The organism is Desulfurivibrio modestus (genome assembly GCF_044068625.1).
GTDB lineage: Bacteria > Desulfobacterota > Desulfobulbia > Desulfobulbales > Desulfurivibrionaceae > Desulfurivibrio.
Genome location: NZ_JBIPKH010000004.1, coordinates 83,774 through 103,570 on the forward strand (window position 1 = coordinate 83,774; position 19,797 = coordinate 103,570).

Genomic DNA, 19,797 nt, shown 5'->3' on the forward strand with positions numbered 1-19,797 from the left:
TGAGCGCGGGGGAGATGGCTCCATGACCACAGAAAAAATGCCGACCTGGACGATCTCCGCCCTGCAAAGCCTGCCGGATCTCAGGAGTGAGAACGAGTTCCTCAAGGAGAGGCTGTTTGAGCTCTATCTGCTTTACAGTACCAGTCGAGTATGTTGCCAGTCGCTGCGAACCGATAAGTTGCTGGAAAATTTTTTTGATCTCTTGCGAAACACCATGCAGGTGGAGGAGTTTTGCCTGATGCTGCAAGACCCCGAAAAAGGGTGTTTTCAGGTTTGGGCCGGCAGCGATGGGGTGATGGAGCGGGCCGGCGCTTACACCTTTCGGGTGGGGGAGGGCCTGGCCGGGCTGGTGGCGGAGAGCGGCGAGGCGATCCTCTCCCAGGATGTCAGCCGCGAATCCTGCTTTTCCGATTACGACGGAATGTTGCCCGAGATCGCCGCCTTTCTTTCCGTGCCGTTGATTGCCAGGGATAATCAAGTTTTTGGAGTGCTTAATATCCACAAATCCCGCCCCCAGGGTTTCCGGGCCTATGACCGGGAGTTCTATGGCGCCGTGGCCGATAATCTGGCCATGGCCATGGAACGGGCCCGGCTCTATGAGAAGGCCCGGCAGGAGGCGATGCATGATGATCTGACCGGCATCTATAATCGTCGCTATCTCAACGATTACGGGGTGCGGGAGCTGCGCAAGGCCAAACGCAACAAGATGCCCCTCTCCCTGCTGCTCATCGATCTGGATAATTTCAAGGCGGTCAACGACACCTGGGGCCATGTTTACGGCGATGAGGTTCTGGTCAAGATGGCCGCCCTTTTAACCGAAAATGTCCGTCAGTGCGATGTGGTCTCCCGCTACGGCGGTGATGAGTTTGTGATCCTGTTGCCCGCCACCCCCAAAGAGGCCGCCTGCCATTTGGCTGAAAATCTGCGGCGGGCGGTGGAGCGGCAGTTGCTGCTCGATCAGGAGCCGGGGCCGGAGGTGAGTGTCAGTGTGACGGTGGGGGCGGTGGCCTTTCCCGAGGACGCCGAAGATTTTCTCGGCCTGGTCAAGGAGGCCGATTCCCGGCTCTACCGAGGTAAAAGCGGTGGTCGTAATCAGGTGATCTGCTGATCGTCGGCGGGACCGGCCAGCATCCGCGGCGGAATGGTCAGGTGGAAGAGGGCCCCTCCCTCGGGGAGGTTTTCGGCACTCACCGTGCCGCCGTGGTATTCAACAATTTTTCTGACGGTGGCCAGGCCCAGCCCGGTCCCACCCTGGCGGGTGGTGAAGAAAGGCTGGAACAGGCGGCGAATCTTTTCCGGGTTGATCCCCGGTCCCTGATCCCTGATCTGCAAGAGCAGCCGGGGAGCATACGCCTCTTCGATAAAGCTGGCGGTGATTTTGACCGTCCCTCCGGCCGGTGACCATTGGACGGCGTTGAGTAACAGGTTGGAGAGCGCCTGGGTCATCAGTTCCACATCCAGCAGCAGGGAGTGCTGATCGGTCTGGTCGACCACCTCGATATTCACCTCTTTGGCGACGATCTCCTGGCGGATGGCGGTAAGGGCCCCGTTTAAAAGGTCGCTTGTTGTGCTCCGGCCGATTTGCAGGGTCAGCGGCTTGCCGTAGTTGAGGAGGTCGTTCAGCATCTTCTCCAGGCGCAGGGACTGTTGACTGCTGATCTCGGCCAACTCGGCCACGGTTGCGTCCCGGCCCTCCACCATCCGTTGAATCATCTTGGCGTTCATCTTGATCGATGAAAGCGGGTTGCGCATCTCGTGGGCGATACTGGAGGTTAGTTCGCCGATGGCGGCCAGGGCGGCGGTTTTGGCCAGGGCCCGCTCAATCTCGATTTTCCGCAGCACCTCCTCGGTTTTCTTACGCTCGGTGATATCGTTGGCCACGCAGATGACGGCATCGATCTCTCCTTCGGCATTACGCATTACCGAGGCGGAAAAGAGCACGGGGATCTCCCGCCGCTCTCTGGTGAGCAGGCCGATCTCCAGATTGCTCACATCCTGTCCCCTGGTCAGCCGCTCCACCCCCCGGCTCTGGAACAGTTCCGCGGTATCGGCGGAGATGAACCGGGAAATCTCCTCTCCCAGCAGCTCCTCCTCCCCATAACCGAGCAGCTCTCCGGTGTTATCGTTGATTTTGCTCAGGGTAAGATCGGCGGAGAGTACCATGAGGCAACTGCTCATATGTTTGATTATGTTGTCGACATAGTCCCGGGAAACCATGGTTTGTTCCAGCTCCTGGGTCATCTCCCAGAAGGAGGTGGCCAGTTGGTTGATCTCATCATTTTCGTTGCCCAGAGGGGGGGGGCTGATCTTGCCGGTGCGGGCGAAATCAACCACCATCTGCTGGATGCGGCCCAGGGGTTGAATGAGCTGCCGGTTGGCAAAACAGCGGCTGATGAAGGTGGCGCTGAGCAGAACCAGCAAGAAGAGCAAGCCCAGGAAGATGGTGTTGAGTTGGGCGTACTGACGTTCCTTCTGGATGATCTGTTCCACGTTGTGGCCCAGATGTTGATTCAGTTTGATCAGATCCTGCAACAGACCGGTTTGCAGATTGCCCAAAAACTGGATGGTTTTCTGCATCTCCAGGGAGGCTTCGATGCTCTGGGTATCGAGATAGACCTCGGCGGCCAGGCGGTGGAAGCGCTGGTAGCGTTCGCCAAGATCATCGATCAGGGCGTTTTCAAAAAAGAAGGAGGGGTCGCCGGCGGCCACCTCCTCCATCTCCATGAGCAGCAGCATGATTTTACTACTGAGTTTGTTGGCCTGGATTACCTGTTCCGCCTCGCCGGTGAGAAAGGCGTCTTCATATTTGGCAAGCTGGGTACGGAAAATGCTGAGGGTTTCCTCGCTGAGCCGGGCCAGGGGGAAATGGATGGTTTGCAGGCTGGCCAATCTGGCGGCTTGCTGACTGTTGGAGTAGAAACTGGAAACGGTGGCGATGAAATAGCCCGCCAGGGCGATGAGCATGCAGGCCCGCACCTTGGTGCGGATGCTGCCGTCAACCCACAATAATTTAAAAAAATTACAGAACATTATCCTCATCGCCCTATTCGATGGTCACTTTCTTGACCTGGTGGTCAAGGGAACTCTTGTCGATGTAGCTGATCGCGTGACGATGCAAGGCGACATAGGATTTGGCGGCCTCGTCATCCCGGACCGCCAGGGGCAGGATACCGCTGCCGCTGTAAAGAATCTTTTTCCAGTAAACCGAAAGTTGGACCGGCGACTTTTCCAGCAGCTCCCGGGTGAACTTTTCATGGATATCATCATTGGTGTTCATGACCAGGGTAATGGAGCTGTTGTCCGGCCAGCGGAGCTGCTTGCCGAGAAAGATATTGCGCACCTCCTCGATCCCCAGCCGCTGGACGGGGTTGTCCTTATGGACCACGATGATGTATTCCGCGGCCCTGGCCGACCAATCCTGCCCCAGCAGGAAAATCGTGATCAAGACCAAAATATGGAAGGGTTTTCTCATGGGCCACGTTTGTTTCTTTTAATCCACCAGCGACTCTTCTTGCCAAATTTCTTCCTCAAATAACGAGGGGTCTGAGCTGGAGGCCCCGGGGGTAGCGGCGCCGGGCAAGGTTTGGAAGATGGGGAAGCGCACGTCGAAATCGGCCTGAATGATCTGGATCCGGTTGTTGAACAGGTCGGCGACGACCAGGCGGCCCCGGCGGTCCATGGTGATGGCGCTGGGAAAGTTGAACCAGAGTGGTCCGGTACCCCGACCGCCGAACTCAAAGACGAATTTGCCGCTGGTATCGTAAACCAAAATGGTGTGGCGCATGTAGTCCACCACATAAATGCTTTTACGGTCCTCATCGACGGCCAGGCCGCGGGGCCGGCTCATTTTGCCAGAAGAGCCCCCCTTTTCCCCGAAACTGAAGAGAAAATCCTCGTTGGGGGAGTAGACGTAGACCTTGCTGGTCTCCTCGCTGAGCAGAAAAAGCCGCCCATCCCGATCGCGGACGATGTCGTTGACGGTAACCGGGTGCCGGCCCGGACCGCCGCTCTCTCTGGGCTGGCGCAGCCGGGACTGGGGGAGCAGTTCCGGCGGCAGGCCCAGGGGGTTGTCGTCGAGCTGTTCCGGGGCCGGGGCCGGGGCCGTTTCCTCCAGCGGGCTGTCGACCCCCGGCACCAGGCCAAGTTCCTCCGGCGGCATGATCCGGTCCACGGGGCTCAGCCAGCGCAGGAACTTACCGTCCGGCCCCAGGACCAGCACCCCCCGGCGGTTGATGCCGCTCAGGTAGATGTTGCCGGTTCTGCCCACCACCCCCCTTTGCGGTGAAAAACCTTCCGCCTGGGGAAACTGGTCGAAGCGGATCTCCTCCACCGGGAAAAAAGCCCCGTTGAGGATGGTTAGCCGGGGTGGATGGCTGGACGAACGGCCTTGGCAGACAAAGATTCGATCGCTGCGGGGATCAAAAAAAACCCCCTGGGGAGCGGTCAGTCCCCGGCCGGGCCCCAGGAAAAGGTGGGGGAAAAGGGCGTTGTCGTAGATCACGAAACCTCTTTTGCCGCCACTGAGGACATAGACCTCCTCCTGCTCATAATCAAAGGCCACCGTGGAGGGGGAGCGCAGGCGCTGCCCCTGATGATCCTCGTTCAAAATGGCCACCACCGAGAACGGCTCCTGGGGGGGCGGCTCCGTTGTCCGGCCCGGCTGAGCCAGCAGAACGAGGACCGGGACCACCGACAGCAACGCCAGCAGAACCTTGCCCGCCGGCGGGCTGATTAGGGGAAAAAAGGAGACAAGTTCACGCATGGTCGATTCCGGTCGCCTCATCAGTAGTGGCATTGGCTGCAGATGTGACCGCCGAGAATGTCGCCGATCAGCAGATACTTGAAGTTGGAGTCATGGGGGTTATGACAGCTGGTGCAGGTAAAGCTCCGCTCCGGCCGGCGAGGATCCTTGGCTCCGGCCACCGGATGCCCCCCCACCGGATGGCCCCTGGTCACTCCGGCCAGGGAGGTGTGGCAGCTGACGCAGAGATCGTTGATCGATTTGTGGAGCATGAAGCGGTGATCCTCGGCGTGGGGGTCATGGCAGATGGTGCAGCCGATCCCCCTTAGGATCCCGTGGACGTAAAAAGCCGGATTATCGCGGCTCACCATGTTCTGCTTGTCGGTATGGCAGGCAACGCACAGGCTGTCTTTGCCTTCGGCCCAGAGTTGTCCCCGGTTAATATCCCCATGGGGATTGTGGCAGATGGTGCAATCGCCGGTGCCCACCGGGCCGTGAATATGTTTTTTGTCCAGCCAGCTTTTTTTGCTGATGTGGCAGCGGAAGCAGGTGTCCTCCACCTTGCCGGCGGGGATGGCGATACGCAGGGGCTCGTCACCCTGCTTGTGGCAGGCCAGGCATTGAAATTTGACCGCCGGGCTGTGTTGCCAGGGGGTCTTATCCAGCACGCTGCCGTGGCAGGAAAAGCAGAAGGATTGGGTCGCCTCCTCGGCCCTGCCCGGGCGATTGATCTTCTCGGTGTCATGGCACTGGGCGCAGGCGGCGGGCAGCAGTTTGTCGTCGTGGAACTGGTAGTAGTTGCGTTCCTTGCGATTGATCTGCATCAGGGAGCGCAGGGGGCGAAAGGTTACGGTTATGGTTTTGCCGGCGGGCAGCAGCTCAAAGCTGTTGCTGCCCGCTTTCAGCGGAACCCGGAAGTGGGCGTACCAGTTGCCGTCCACCGGCCACATCCCTTGGGGGGAGAAGAGCAAATCACCGCTCCTGACCTGCATCTTCTCCTGTCTGGCGGCTTCCTTTACCCGCACCACCACGGTGGTGGCCGGATTTTTGGCGTGAATCAGCGCCTTGTCGGGGGGGACCAGGATCTCCGCCCCGGCCGCCGGGGCGGAGATCGGCCATAATGAGGCCAGGGCCAGCACCAGGGCAAGAAACACCGGGTTCAGCCGCAAGTGGATCCGGCGGGTGAAAGGGGTTCCGGTGGGAATATTTTCGATCATCGTTGCGATCTCCATGCGAAATATGGAATTGGGCGCCGATCAATCATCCGATTGATGTGATCGCTCCAGTAACTCATAGGCTCGACGGAACTCCTCAGCCGCCTTCTGGTGCTCACCATTTTTGCTCAACAGAATGCCCAGGGCGGAGCGCAGCCGGTGGTCGCGGCCGTTGCGGAACAGCATGGCCCGCAGATCATCGATCGCCTCTTCCACCTCGCCCTGCTCGCCTTTGACCAGGGCCGCGCAGACTTCGCCCTGGAGGGAGTCGGGCTCCAGGCCCAGACCTTTGTTCAGGGAGCTTTCCGCCTCGGGCAAGCGTTTAAGCTCCAGGAAAATGCAGCCCAGCTCGATATGGGCTTCGGCCAGCTTGGGGTTCCTGCCGATGGCCGTTTGGAACTCCCGGGCCGCCGCCTCCACCTGTCCCTTGCTGCGCAAAGCTTTGCCCAGGCCCAGGTGGCGCCGGGCTGCCAGCTCTTCCGGATCTCGGACCTCCATCACCGGGTTCAGTTCCGCCTCCACCTGCTCCCTGGTTTTCTCCCCGCTCAGGATTTCGATCTCGCCTTTGATCGAGTCCACCATGGAACGACCATAGCCGAAGCCGTTGACCACCCGGCCTTGACCGTCCACCAGCAGAACCGCCGGCAGCACGAAGACCCCCAGGGCTCCGTAAACATCCTGAGTGGGATCAAAGTAGCCGGGAGAGGTGAAGCCGGCAGCCTGGGTCACCTCCCTGATCACCTCGGTGGAGTCCCCCTGGCCGTTGATGACCAGCAGACGTACCTTCTTGTCGGCAAAAAAAGAGTTCAACTTCTGCAGCTGCTCCAGAGCGGAGATGGAACGCTCTTTTTTGGTCGGCAGATCGGCCCCCCAGAAGGCCAGCACCACCGGCCGGTCGCCCAGCTGGTTAAGGGCAAGCTTCTCCTGGGATTCCACCGCCTGCAGCGCGGCGGCGGGCAGCATATCCCCCTGGTCTATGGCCCGGAAAGGGAAGGGCTCGGCGGCGCCGCAGTCGAGCAGCAGCGAAAAGATCGACAAGAAAGAGAAGATGATGGAATAGCGGAAGATTTTCAAGGACACACCTCTCTCCGAGTGGATGCCGCCCGGTGGGCCGCATACAGTTGCTTTTGCGGGTGGCCGCAGGTAAACCGGCACTGAACAGAGATGTGGGGGGAGGAGGGCGACGGGAACGCCCTCACTCATTCATACTCTATACAATGGGTCCGGCCAATGGGCAATGGAGAAAATCAGCATTAGACCAAAAAATCGTGGTTTGTCCGGCTCCCTTGGGGTAGTTTTCCGGTGATATCGGCTTAAGTTGAAATTTTAGTCTGGGAGATAAGTGAGATGAAGGTGTTGATCGTCGATGATGACCAGGCCCTCTGTCGATCCATGCAGATCACCCTTGGGCTCAATCGGCACGAGGCCCGCTGCTGTTTTGCCGCCGGGGCCGGGATCGAGGAGGCCCGGAAGTGGGGCCCGGATCTGATTTTTCTGGATGTCAATCTGCCCGACCAGAGCGGCTTGTCGGCCCTGACCGAACTGCTGGCCCTTTCCGGCCGGCCCACGGTGGTGATCATGACCGGTGAGACCGATAACTTCACGGCGGTGGAAGCGATGCGGGGCGGGGCCTTCGACTTCCTGCGCAAACCGCTGGACCTTGATGAGCTGCACGCCATTGTCAAGCGGGTCAGGCGTTTACAGGGGCGTCCCGGCAGCGGTCCGGGGGAGGCGGCTTTGCCGGCTGCGGCTTCAACCCAGGAGATGATCGGGGCCCACCCCAAAGTGGTCGAGTTGCATAAGCAGATCGGGCTGTTGGCCCGGAGTCGGGTGACGGTCCTGATCCAGGGGGAATCGGGTACCGGCAAGGAGCTGGCGGCCCGAATTCTCCATGAAGCGGCGGCCTCAGATCGCCCCTTTGTCGCCGTCAACTGTTCAGCCGTGGTTCCCACCCTGCTGGAGAGCGAGTTTTTTGGCCACGAAAAAGGGGCCTTTACCGGCGCCGACCGGACCAAGGTCGGCAAGCTGGAGCATGCCGAGCGGGGGACGGTCTTTCTGGATGAGATCGGCGATATGCCTTTGGATCTGCAGGCCAAACTGCTGCGGGTCCTCCAGGAGGAGGAGTTTGTGCGGGTGGGCGGGCTGGATACCATCCCCCTGCGGGCCAGAATGGTGGCGGCCACCCATTGCGATCTGCCCGCGCTGGTGCGGGAGGGGCGTTTTCGGGAGGATCTCTTTTACCGGCTCAGTGTCTCCATGCTGCGGATCCCTCCCCTGAGGGAGCGACGCAGTGATATTCCGTTGCTGGTGGAGGCCCTGCTGGCCAAGATCGCCGCTAAACTGCAGTGCGCCAAACCCCGCCTGGATGACGGGGCCATGCGGCGTTTGCTGGCCCACAACTGGCCCGGTAACGTCCGGGAGTTGGAGAACGTATTGACCCGGGCGGTGGCCCTGGCCGTTGATTCGGTGCTGACCGCCGGTGATCTGCAGTTGCTCGCCGCAGACGGCAGCCTGGCCGCGGAAGAGTCGGAGCTCCCCCTGACCCTGGCCGAGGCGGAGAAGATTCATGTGGAAAAAACCCTGCTGGGCCTGCGCTGGAATATCAGCCGGGCCGCCCGGCAACTGGATGTTTCCCCCACCACCCTGCGCAAAAAGATCAGCGACTATCACTTGGCCAATCCCTACGATTGATCCTGGCCACTCCTGCTGAATCCGACTGGCCAGTTTCTGAACGGTGGTCCCCAGAAACTGGTGGCCCGGCGGCTTGACCACCCGGGGGCGCCCCCCCCACGGAACAGCGCCCCGGGCCTGTTCTGTCAGTTTTTTGTAAATTTATGGTTGTCTGGCATTGATTTTGCTCAGGGTACAATGGCGTGTCCGGCACCCTCGTTTTGAGGTGGGGCAGCAATATTAAGAAAAATTAAATTTATGAAAAATTTTTGACAAAGATCGGGATGGTTTGATATTATACAACCATGGACGATGTTTAACTTTTTAGAGGAAGTGTTTAAGTCAAGAGGAGGTTTGCCAAGGTAACAGAGCGGCACAGTGTTGTGGGGGAGTAGTTAAAGTACATAATGTACGGGAAAACAAGGGGAGGTAGTAACTATGAAACTTGTAAACAGGAAAATCTTTGGTTTTACCGCGGTGGCGGCGACCTTGTGTCTGCTGCCCGCTCTGGCCCAGTCCCAGGTGCGCGGCCAGTGCGCCGATTGCCACACCATGCATAACAGCCAGGATGGCGCGGCCATGGCGACGGGTGGTCCCCACGGCATGCTGCTGACCGGCGACTGCATCGGTTGTCACACCAACCCCACTGATGGCAGTGGCCGCGGCGGCTCCAGCGACAACATACCCTTTGTCCATCACACCAGCGGCGCCCCCGACCAGGCCGCTGGCGGCATGTTGGCCGGCGGCAGCTTCTACTGGGTCCTTACCGATGATGCCAAGGGGCACAACGTCCTGGGGATTGCCGGTCCCGACGATAACTTTGGCAATCCGCTGCTGCCCCCCGGCGGCACCGCCCTGGGCGCCCAGTTGACCTGTGCCGGCACCAATGGCTGTCACGGTGATCGGACTGTGGAAGGTGACTACGCCGCCTTGAGCGGGGCCCATCACGCCGCGCCCAAGGCGGCTAATGCCGCTTCCGGTTACATGGATGGTGATGGCATGGCCAACAGCTTTCGCTTCCTGTTGGGGGTCAAGGGGATCGAGTCTCCCGACTGGGAGGCTCTGCTGGATCAAACCACCCGTAACGTTTATTACGGGATTGACCGGAGTGCCGATACCCAGAACGACACGGCCACCATCAGCAGCCTCTGTGGTCAGTGCCACGGCGATTATCATGCCAATGCCGCCGGGGAGATCAGTGTCGGCGGGGCCATGAACTCGCCCTGGGTTCGTCATCCCACCGATTTTGATATGGTGGGGATCGGTGGTGAGTATGCCACCTATGAGTACAGCATGGAAGCCCCGGTGGCCTCCAGCAACATCAGCGCCGCCTATACCAGGCCCCTTGCGGCGGAGATCATGACCACCCCCGGTGACGCCATTGTCACCTGTATCTCCTGCCATCGCGCCCATGGCTCCGCCCATGATGATTTGCTGCGCTGGAATTACGGCAGCATGCAGGCCCATGATGCCGGTGCCGCCGCCGGAACCGGCTGCTTCCACTGCCACACCACCAAGGACAGCTAATCCAGAAGGTCCAAGTTGTCCACTCCGGCTCACCATGAGTCGGAGTGGACAAGCTTTTTCAGCGGTGAGCGGTTTTGCTTTTTTTGACCGCTCCGGGGCTACAGTTGCGAAGAGATTCAGGGAGGCTTGGGCGATGGGAGGGGGTTGGGCCGCGGCTCTGCTGCTTGGCGTCGGGTTGTTGCTGGTGGCTGGCTCAAGCCAGGCCGGAGTCGGCAACTCCTGCTTCGATTGCCATACCATGCACCACTCCGAGGCCGGTTCGACTCTGCTGCTGATCTCCGGCTGTGTGGGTTGTCACTCCCACGACGGTCCGGAGACCGTGGTTGAAATGGGTGCCGCCCGCATCCCCATCGTCTACAATACCGGCGGACCGCCCGATGCCATGTTGGCCGGCGGTAATTTCCACTGGGTGGCCACCATGGGCGATAAGTATGGCCACAATGTTCTGGGGGTCAGCGGTCCCGATCAGTATCTGGCCACCGCCCCCGGCGGCTCGGCGGGTTGCGCCAACAGCTGCCATCAGAGCCTGGCTCGGGCCGAGGTTCATGTCCCGGGGGGCACTCTGGCCCTTGACGACGGTTGTCAAAGCTGTCACGGCAGCGTTAAGCATCATCGGCCGGAGCGGCCACCGGGAACCCCGGCCGATGCCGAAACCGGCTGGTACCGTTTTCTCAAGGCCCCCGAGCTGCACGGTTTTGCCGCCAACAAACCCGGGGTGGGTGGAATTGGCACCAACGATTGGGAGCGTCATGCCGATAGTTCTCACCACAACATCTACCTGGCCGATGACGGCAGCGGCAACCCGACGCAGCGCTCCCTCAGCCGTTTTTGCTCGGGCTGCCATCAAGATTTTCATACCAAGGTCGGTGGCGCCACCCCCTGGCTGCGCCACCCCACCAATTACGCCATTCCCGACCGGGGCGAATTCGCGGCGGTGATTGGAGCGCCTTACAACCCCCAGGTACCGGTGGCCAAACCCGATCTCTATAGCCATCGGCCCGAAGTGGTGGAGCCGGGCGACCAGGTGGCCTGCGTTTCATGTCACCGGGCCCACGGCAGTCCCTATCCCGATATGCTGCGCTGGGATTATAGTCAGATGCGGGCCCATCAGGGTGGTGAGGCCGCCGGCAACGGTTGTTTTTTCTGCCATACAGCCAAGGATGCCTGAGCGGGAGGCGGACCAGTCGCCCCGCTTCCAGCAAGGGTAATGCTGATGGTATTTTTACGTTTTGCTCAGTAATTTAAGTGGCGACACCCGGGAGGAGTGGAGATGGAGCGATTGGACGGCAGCATTGGACGGGAGGCCGATGTGGTGAGGGGTAAGGCGAGGAACGGGGGTAAACGGCCGGCGCGGCGCTGTTTGTGCTCGCTGTTGGCCATAATTGTCGGGGCGGCCCTGTTGCTGGCCTGTGGCAGTGCCGGTTACGCCCCCGCTCCGGCCTGGGCCGCCGAGGCCAAATTGAACGTGGTCTCTCCCCCCGACGGCTCCTGGGTAACCACCCAGGATCTTTACCTGGTGGGTTATCTGGAGGGGGACGCGGCTCGTCACCTGGAGATCGGTGGGGTGAGCAACAAGGCCCCCCGGGAGGGGATCCCGGTTGATGAGGGTGGCGCCTTCGGGGTGTTGATCACCCTTAAGCGCGGGGAGAATACCATCACCCTGGGCAGTGGCGCCCTGCAAACCCGGCTCAAGGTTTTTTACGCCCCGGAGGCGGACAGCAAGAGCGTGCCCCAGGGCTATCAGCGTTTTTATGTCCACAGCAACCCCCAGCCCCAGGATTGCCGGGAGTGCCATCGCCTGCGTAACGAGCGCTACAACTTCACCCGGATCATTCCGGCTCAATCCGACTGTATCAAATGCCATGCCGATATGGGCAAGGCTTCCTACGTGCATGGTCCGGTGGGGGCCGGGGTCTGCATCTCCTGCCACAACCCCCACGGTTCCACCAATCCCCTGAGCATGGAGCGGGTCGGACAGGATCTCTGCCTGGTTTGTCATCAGGAGAATCTGGAGGAGTTTGCCGGCGCCCATATCCATGCCCCGGTGGCCGCCGGCTGCGTTGACTGTCACAACCCCCATGAATCGCCGATGCGCTTTCAGTTGCGCGGTCGGGGTCCCGATGTCAGCAGCCTCTGCTTCAACTGTCATGAGGCTGCCATTTTTACCAAGGAGAACCGCCATGGCCCGGTGGGTTCGGGAGACTGTATCGCTTGTCATCTGCCCCACTCCGGGGAGCATAAAAATCTGCTGATCGCCACGGCGGACAAGGGTGAGGTCTGCTTTCAGTGCCACCAGGACCGGATGGAAGAGTTTACCATGCGCTACGTCCATGCGCCGGTGGCCAGTGATTGCGGCCAATGCCACGATCCCCACAGCTCCAATGCCCGCTTCCAGCTTTATGAGAGTGGCGGCAAGATGTGCGCCACCTGCCATGAGATGCTCAGCCCCGAGGTGTATAACGATATCAGGACGGCCACCTACAAGCATGAACCGGTGGATCAGGGCAAGTGCACCGAATGTCATCGGGCCCACTCTTCCGAGGTGCAGTCGCTGCTTAAGAGCAGCAACCTGCAGGGGTTGTGCTTTACCTGTCATGATGAGTTGAGCGACCATGTAGCCGGCAGCACCGCCCAGCATGGCCCGGTGATCACCGGCGACTGCATGGCTTGCCACAAGGCCCACGGCTCCACCTTCAGCCGGATTCTGGTCCGCTACTTCCCGGAAGATTTCTACCGGGAGTACAATCCCGAGTATTATGACCTCTGTTTCTCCTGTCATAACAAGGATATTGCCAAGAACAAGTTCACCAATACCCTGACCAATTTCCGGGATGGCAACTACAACCTCCACTTTTTCCATGTCAACATGCAGAAGGGGCGGACCTGCATCGCCTGTCATGACGCCCATGCCAGCGTGCAGCCCAAACATATCCGTACCGAGGTCCCCTTTGGGTTCTGGTCCTATCCCATCGCCCTGACCAAGACCGACGACGGCGGCACCTGCATCGTGGGCTGCCACGCTCCCAAGGGGTATGATCGTAAAAAACCGATCATCGAAAAACCCGCCAGATGAGTCTCGGGGTTGGGGCAGGCAGGGCGGCAATGGTTGAGCACGGGTGATGGAAAAGCTGATCTCCCGTGGTGGCGCGTTTCTGCTTGCTGTTTACCTCTTGCTGGCGGGCCTCTGGCCGGTCGGCGCCGCTGCGGAGCAGGCGCTGACCGGTCGGTGGACCCACCTGAAGGGCAAGGATCTCGACAGCCGGGACGACTACGCCCTCAGTTACACCCTGGACCACCGGCAGGAGCTTACCGAGGTTATGAATCTGCGAGGTTCGCTCCGCTATTCCCGGCAGTGGCGGGAGCAGGGTTATACCGAGGGGGTCGACCCCAGTCTGCGTTTTGATGTGAACAATGATCTGTTCCTGCTGGATATTCAGGGTTCGGCCGGTGAGCAGCGGAATGAGTATGAGGTGGGCCGCAGCCGTCGCAACTGGGGGGTGAACTGGAGCAGCGCCTGGCAGGAGCGCTGGCTGCCCCGCCTGCGCCTTTCCCATGCTCGGGATTACGCCTTCGATCATCATACCATCCGCCGGATGGATACGACCGGCGAACGGAGCCGGGCCGGGGTCAGTTGGGACCTGCGGCTGTTCCAGGTGCATTACAACATCAACCGCAATCTTAACCGCAACAAGGTGACCTTGGGGGAGACCACCACCACCAACCAGCTGGCCCGGTTTGAGACCGCCGGCCAGTTCTGGGACCGGCGCCTCTCCCTGGGTTTTTCCCAGCAGTACACCCAGAACCGCAACGAAACCGTCACCGCTGTGGGCGCGGGTGGATTCGCCCTGATTCGGCAAAATATCGCCCAGGTGCTGAGCGGCCGCGATGACACCCCCCTGGTTACCGACGATGACGAGCTGGTCAGTACCCCGCTGCTGATCGATGGCGACCTGGAAAGTCCCGCCGGCATCTACACCGACGGCATCGATACCCCGCCCCTCAACATTGCCGTGCGGATGGATCAGCGCCGGGTCGATCAGCTTTTTCTCTACACCGAGGAGGATGCCGCCGGGCTGTCGGGCTCGTTTGTGGTCGATCTTTATGTCAGCCCCAACGGCACCGACTACACCCGGCTGGTGACCAATCTCCCCTTCAATTACGATGCCACGGAAAGGCGTTTCGAGTTTGATCTCGGGGGGTTGAGCCAGCAGTGGCTTAAACTGGTGGTTACCACCAGCCCCTTGCCCCGGGTCGATTTTACCGAGATCGAGGCCTATGAACGGGTAACTTCGGCCGATGCCTTCGTCGCCCGGGAAGAGCGGCCCGAGAGTTATCTGAGCGACCTGAATCTGGCCTACCGCTTCTCCTCCACCCTGGGCTTTACCTACAACATCAGCCTGGAGAGCGGCGATTACGCTTCGGGGCAGGAGTTTGATCGGCGCAATCAGATCGCCCAACTCCGCTGGGTGCCCAATGGCCGGGTCTCCTCCTCGCTGGGGTTCAGTGAAAACAGCGAGGAGATCGAGGGAAATCCGGAAAGCGTAAACCGGCAGTACAGTGCACGGGTGGGGATGGCGCCTCTGCCCACCATGGATATGAGTCTGGGGCTCAGCCGCAGTGAACGTTACGAAGAGAGTGAGCTACAGTCCACCAACCATGAAGCGGGTCTTTACACCACCGCGGCCCTCTACCCGGATCTTGACGCCAATCTGGATCTGACCTGGGCAAGATTCGAGCAGGAAGAGGTGGATCAGGTCCGCGACTCCCTGGGCTCCCGCCTGGGCCTGACCGCCCGTCTGGTGCCGCGCCTCACCGCCGATCTGATTGTCGACTACCGCCATCAGCGGGCGGCCCAGGATAGTGAGGCCCTGGACAGTACCTTAACCTTAAACTGGCGTGTTTCCGATCTGCTCTCTTTTATGTCCTCGGCGGGCAAGAAATGGCAGGAGTGGGAGCCCACCCAGGAGAGCCTGCTGTTGCGGATGACGATGGCGCCCACGGATACCATTCAATTTTCTTTGAGTTACCAGTATAATGAAGACACTGAAACCACAAACCGTTACTCAGTGAACGGCAGCTGGGCCATCGACCGGCTGCTGACCTTTCAGGCCAACGCTTCCTACACCGAGCGGGGCGAGGTCAGCGACTGGCAGGCCAGGACCCAGCTTACGGCCCGCTTTGCCGGCCGTTGAGTTTAACCGGGAGCCCGATTGCGCGACCATGGGGCATGAGAACAGCAAGAGGATGGGATAAGATGCGAAAAAATGGTGCAAGAGGTGGAAGGCGGGTGGTAGGGCCGGGTTGGCGGAGATTTTTTCCGGCCGTTGCCCTGTTGCTCCTCGGGGTAATGATGAGCGGCTGCGCCCTGCATTCGGAGCGGGGAGGGAAGTCGTTTGTCCGTGAAAACGTGGACTTTGGCTATATCCGCCAGGTGGCGGTGCTGCCGCTGCAAAACAACAGCCGGGATGATTTCGCTCCGGAGATGCTGCGGGATATCCTGATCACCAGGGTTTTCTCCCAGGGCCTTTTTGATGTGGTGGACAAGGGTCTGGTGGACAGTCTGCTGCGGGAAAACGCCATTGAGCCGGGCCAGGCCCTGGATAGCCATCTTATCAAGCGTTTGGGACAGGGATTAAATGCCCAGGCTCTGCTGCTGGGCACCGTGGATGTGGCCGCCGAGGGGCGCAAGGGCTCGGTGGTCTACCCGGAGCTGGCCATGACCCTGCGCCTGGTTGACGTGGATAGCGGTCTGGTGATCTGGCAGGCCGGCGGTAACGCCAGTGGCGACTCCCTGAGCCGCCGCCTGTTTGGCTTGTCGGCCCGGGATCGTTACCAGGTGGGGAATCGGCTGGTCAAAAACCTGTTACGTTCCTTGCCGCGATGAGCGGAAGCCTGGTCCGGGGTCGGTGCTGATGGGGCGCAACGCGGCGAAATTTTTTTTATTGCTGGCCCTGCTGTTCTGGAGTGTCGATGCCGGGGCGGCCCGGCTGGCCATTTTGCCCCTGGAAGACTTGAGCCTGGGGGACAACGGGGTGGATCTGGCTTTCACCACCCGGTTGCAGGAGGTCCTGCGGGAGCGGGGCCTGGAGGTGGTGCCCCAGCGGGAGGTGCTGGCCTTCATGGCCACCAACCGGATGCGCTGGTTGGGGCGGATTGAAACCATCCACGCCACCCGAATGGGCCGGGAGTTGAACGCCGACTTTATCCTGCTGGGCTCGGTGAATCAAGCCCGGGAGCGTGATCCGGCGGCCCTGGCCTTGACCCTGCAGTTGGTGAGGGCCGTGGACGCCCAGCTGGTGTGGAGCGGGGGGGCGGAACTTTGCCGGGTGGATCGCCGGCGGCTGCTGGCCATCGCCGAGCCCCGGGAGCTGGAGAATCTCAAGGAACTGGTGCTGGTGGAGGCCCTGGCCGCTTGGCCGGCGGTTCTGCCCGCCGCGCCCGCCGACTACCCCGTGACCAGCCTGGCCGAAAGCATCACCATCACCCCCCAGGTGGTGCGCCCCGGCGAGACGGTGCGCTGCTGGATCCGTTTTGATGACCGCAGCCGGCCGGCGGGGGCGGTGATCGGTGTGCTGTTTGACCAGAAGATGATTCCGGCGCGTTATCTGCTGCGGGAGCAGCTCCATGAGGCCGCCTGGGAGGCTCCCAGCCGGGATGGCCGCTATCCGGTCTCGGTGACCGTGATAACCCCCGAGCTGGGCTCACGGACCGTTTTTGCCGGCAGTTTTCTGGTGGACGGCACTACTCCCGAGCCCCAGTTGATCCTGGGAGGCCAGGTGCTTGAAGGGATGGCGGTGATGCGGGGGCAACTGCGCATTACTCCCCTTCTCAAGGTGCCGGAACCCTTACGTAACTGGGAGATTGAGATTCTCGACACCGAGGGGGCGGTGATCAAGGCCGAGCGGGGTCAGGGTGGCCTGCCGGGCCGTTTCTCCTGGTGGGGGCAGCGCCAGGATGGTCGGAACAGCCCCGACGGGGAGTATGCCGTGCGCCTTACCGTTTGGGACCGGGCCGGCAACCGGGGGGAGGTTGAGGAAAAGTTTCTGGTGGTCCGCGACAAGCCGGAGGTTAGCTTGCGGGCTTTGCGGCGGGCGGATATCCTGGAGTTGGAGCTTGAACATCAGGGCCGGGCTCCCTTGGTTTACTGGCGGGTGGAGTTGCGGGACGAGCCGGGAACTCTGCTGTATGAGGCCGATGGCGTCGGTACTCCCCAGCCCTTGTTGGCCCCGCTTCCCGCCGCTGTCGAAAAAGTCGCGGCCCTGGTGCAGGCCCTGGATGCTTTGGGCAACCGGATCAGCCGACGTGTGGAAAATATTATGATTCAGGAGGGAGTTGCCCTGGATCAGGCCGAGGAGGAAGTGGTGGAGCCGGATGGTTGGGCGGAGGATTTTTAAGTTGAGCCGGGAGGAGCCAAGATACCGCCTGGTGTTTGCCGGGCTGCTGCTGGGCCTGGTCTGGACCCTGCTTCTTGCCGGCTGTGGTGCCGGCCGGCCCACGGTTCAGACGTTTCCGGGGGGTACCCTGGAGCGGAAGGTGGAGAGTGTGGCGGTGCTGCCCTTCATCGATCGCAGCGGTTACGGCCAGGGGGGCAAGATCGTCCAGCGCTTGCTGGTGGGCGAGTTGGTCCAGAGTTGTAACTGGCGGGTGGCCCTGGAAGGTGATATCATGAGGGTCTATCGTCAGGTCCGCCTGCGTCCCTGGGAGGAGCCTGATCCGGAGCAGTTGCGGATCATCGCCGCCCGGCTGGGGGTCGATCTCTTGATCACCGGTGAGATCCTGGAGATGGAGGAGAGGGTCGATTCCAGCGGGGTTGATCCCTTGCTGCTGTTGCAACTGCGGGTTTACGACGGCCAGGATGGCGCCCGACGCTGGGCCACCAGGCACCGGCGTCAGGGTGGTGATTATCAGCGGGTTATGCATTTTGGCACGGTTAATACCATCAGCGCGGTGAGTCGAAATGCCGTGCGGGAGATTTTAGAGGAATGGCGCAGAAAGGGTTTGCTGGTTTGTCCAAGTACTTCTTAGGGTTGATCTGCTGTGTGCTGCTGGCGGCGGCGGGTTTGGGGCGGCCGGCGACAGCCCAGGCCTGGTTCTGGGGGGAGCGGCCCTTGGCGGTGGTCAACGGTGAAGAGTTTTCCGCCGATGATTTCCGCAACTGGTGGCGTAACTGGCGGGAGCCGGGCATGGCCCGGCCGACCTCGCCGGATGCTTTTATCCAGTGGCAGCTCCTGGCCCAGGAGGCCGAACGGATGCAGCTTTTCCAGGAACCGGATTTCCGGCGGCGGGTGGCGGTCTTCCTTCGGGTGCGCTCGCTGATGATGTTGAAGGAGGAGGAGATCGACGGGGTGGTGTCGATCAGCGAAGGGGAGATCCAGGAGGAGTACCGGGCCCAATATACCCCCCGGTTGCGGGCCCACAGTTTTTTCTATTCCGATGAGGAGAGCGCCGCCCTGGGGGCCGCCGCCCTCCGTTCGGGAGCGCGCACGGTCGATGGCCTGCTGGAGCTGGAACCCGAGGCCGGCCGGCCGGTCCACCACGAGGAGCGATGGGTGCGTTTGACCCGGCTGCCCGAGGAGTGGCGGGGGTTGCTGGCGGAGGCCGAACCCGGCCAGGTGGTGGGGCCGCTGGCGGTTGAGCATGGCGCGGCGTTTATCCGGGTGGAGGAGCGCACCGCCGGCGACCCCCAGGATCTTGAGCGGGTGAGGGCCGGGATCGTCAAGGATCTGCGCACCCGGAAAAGCCATCAACTTACCGCCGAGCTGGTGGAAAAACTGCAAGAGAAGTTCGCGGTCCAGATTGATCGGGAAGTGCTGGAGTTGATCGGGCCGGAACCGCCCTCCGCCGAGCTGGCCGAGAGGGTGTTGATCAGCACCAGCCAGGGAGATATCGTTGCCGACGACCTCTGGCGGAACCTCCGGGGCGAACAGGCCTTTCGGGAAAAGAATCGCTTTGAGGCCGAGGAATTTGCCATCATGAAGGAGCGGGTGCTGGCCAACATGATCTCCCAAACCCTGGTCAGTTGGGAGGCGCTGGACCGCAACTATCAGGAGCGGCCGCCGCTCAAGGAGCTGTACGATTTCTATCGCCGCCATCGGCTGATCAAGGAACTGGAACGGCGTTTAGTGGAGCCGGCCGCCGCGGTGACCGAGGAGGAGATCGTCAATTTCCTGGCGGAGAACAGCGCCCGTTTTTCCCGACCGGAAAGCGTGTCGTTCATGCTGCTGGAGGGTGAGAGTGAAGTGGTTGAGCGGATGGGGCGGGAGATCGCTTCCGGGCGGGATTTTTCCGAAGTGGCGACCCGCCATCTCCCCGGCGGCCCCCCGGTGCAGCGGCTGCCGCTGGATCATCTTGATGCCGAGTTGGCCGCGGCCCTGGCCGATCTGCGGCAAGGGGAGGTGAGTCGCCCCTTTCCTTTCCGTGGCCACGCCGCTCTGTTGCGTCTGGTCAATCGCACCCCCGCCACCACCATGCCGCTGGAGGCGGTGCGCCAAAGTATTGAGGAGGAGTTGAGCGAGGCCAAATTCCGCCAGGCTCGGGAGGATCTGGTCAACCTGTTGACCGAACGCTCCGAGATCAGGGTCAATCAACGGGTTTGGAACACCTTGAACAGGGAGCTGGAAAAAGAAGATGTTTCGCTTTAACACT

15 protein-coding genes are annotated in these 19,797 nt (G+C 61.1%); 10 read left to right on the forward strand and 5 right to left on the reverse strand.

The features are described 5' to 3' along the window. Positions 1–22: 22 nt before the first annotated feature. A complete protein-coding gene (locus ACHHRT_RS04190; protein WP_395498006.1) occupies positions 23–1,108 on the forward strand; it encodes a GGDEF domain-containing protein in 1,086 nt (361 codons plus the stop codon). Here the strand turns inward: ACHHRT_RS04190 and ACHHRT_RS04195 are convergent. The 5 genes from ACHHRT_RS04195 to ACHHRT_RS04215 are packed head-to-tail and all read right to left on the reverse strand — an operon-like array spanning position 1,093 to position 7,035. After that, positions 1,093–3,030, reverse strand: coding sequence for a sensor histidine kinase (locus tag ACHHRT_RS04195; protein ID WP_395498008.1), 1,938 nt, complete (start codon positions 3,028–3,030; stop codon positions 1,093–1,095). The genes ACHHRT_RS04190 and ACHHRT_RS04195 overlap by 16 nt on opposite strands. Positions 3,031–3,043: 13 nt before the next feature. Continuing rightward, positions 3,044–3,472 carry a type 2 periplasmic-binding domain-containing protein gene (locus ACHHRT_RS04200; RefSeq protein WP_395498010.1) on the reverse strand — a complete coding sequence of 143 codons (429 nt, stop codon included), beginning with the start codon at positions 3,470–3,472 and terminating at the stop codon, positions 3,044–3,046. Positions 3,473–3,490: 18 nt separating this feature from the next. Then, positions 3,491–4,762: a 6-bladed beta-propeller gene (locus ACHHRT_RS04205; RefSeq protein WP_395498012.1), complete on the reverse strand. Its 1,272-nt coding sequence runs from the start codon at positions 4,760–4,762 to the stop codon at positions 3,491–3,493. 20 nt (positions 4,763–4,782) lie between these two features. Next, positions 4,783–5,973 (reverse strand): cytochrome c3 family protein, encoded by a 1,191-nt coding sequence (locus ACHHRT_RS04210; protein WP_395498014.1) that lies wholly within the window; start codon positions 5,971–5,973, stop codon positions 4,783–4,785. Between the two features lie 24 nt (positions 5,974–5,997). After that, positions 5,998–7,035, reverse strand: a complete 1,038-nt coding sequence (locus tag ACHHRT_RS04215; protein WP_395498016.1) for a tetratricopeptide repeat protein — start codon at positions 7,033–7,035, stop codon at positions 5,998–6,000. A gap of 267 nt (positions 7,036–7,302) precedes the next feature. Between ACHHRT_RS04215 and ACHHRT_RS04220 the strand changes: the two genes are divergently transcribed. The 9 genes from ACHHRT_RS04220 (at position 7,303) to ACHHRT_RS04260 (ending at position 19,793) form a co-directional block, all read left to right on the forward strand. Further along, entirely contained in the window at positions 7,303–8,646 is a 1,344-nt protein-coding gene (locus ACHHRT_RS04220) for a sigma-54-dependent transcriptional regulator (RefSeq protein ID WP_395498018.1), read from the forward strand. Positions 8,647–9,063: 417 nt separating this feature from the next. Continuing rightward, the gene (locus ACHHRT_RS04225; RefSeq protein ID WP_395498020.1) at positions 9,064–10,152 is read left to right on the forward strand and encodes a cytochrome c3 family protein; all 1,089 of its coding nucleotides are present in this window, start codon (positions 9,064–9,066) and stop codon (positions 10,150–10,152) included. Positions 10,153–10,285: 133 nt separating this feature from the next. After that, a complete protein-coding gene (locus tag ACHHRT_RS04230; RefSeq protein WP_395498022.1) occupies positions 10,286–11,320 on the forward strand; it encodes a cytochrome c3 family protein in 1,035 nt (344 codons plus the stop codon). Positions 11,321–11,422: 102 nt separating this feature from the next. Next, entirely contained in the window at positions 11,423–13,225 is a 1,803-nt protein-coding gene (locus tag ACHHRT_RS04235) for a cytochrome c3 family protein (protein WP_395498024.1), read from the forward strand. 46 nt (positions 13,226–13,271) lie between these two features. Then, on the forward strand, positions 13,272–15,344 hold the full coding sequence (locus ACHHRT_RS04240; protein ID WP_395498026.1) for a hypothetical protein: 2,073 nt from the start codon (positions 13,272–13,274) through the stop codon (positions 15,342–15,344). Between the two features lie 158 nt (positions 15,345–15,502). Further along, positions 15,503–16,036, forward strand: a complete 534-nt coding sequence (locus ACHHRT_RS04245; RefSeq protein WP_395498028.1) for a hypothetical protein — start codon at positions 15,503–15,505, stop codon at positions 16,034–16,036. 28 nt (positions 16,037–16,064) lie between these two features. Next, a complete protein-coding gene (locus ACHHRT_RS04250; RefSeq protein WP_395498030.1) occupies positions 16,065–17,546 on the forward strand; it encodes a hypothetical protein in 1,482 nt (493 codons plus the stop codon). Position 17,547: 1 nt separating this feature from the next. Continuing rightward, a complete protein-coding gene (locus tag ACHHRT_RS04255) occupies positions 17,548–18,177 on the forward strand; it encodes a hypothetical protein (protein ID WP_395498032.1) in 630 nt (209 codons plus the stop codon). Then, on the forward strand, positions 18,135–19,793 hold the full coding sequence (locus ACHHRT_RS04260) for a peptidyl-prolyl cis-trans isomerase (protein ID WP_395498034.1): 1,659 nt from the start codon (positions 18,135–18,137) through the stop codon (positions 19,791–19,793). The genes ACHHRT_RS04255 and ACHHRT_RS04260 overlap by 43 nt, the downstream gene beginning before the upstream one ends. Positions 19,794–19,797 lie beyond the last annotated feature (4 nt).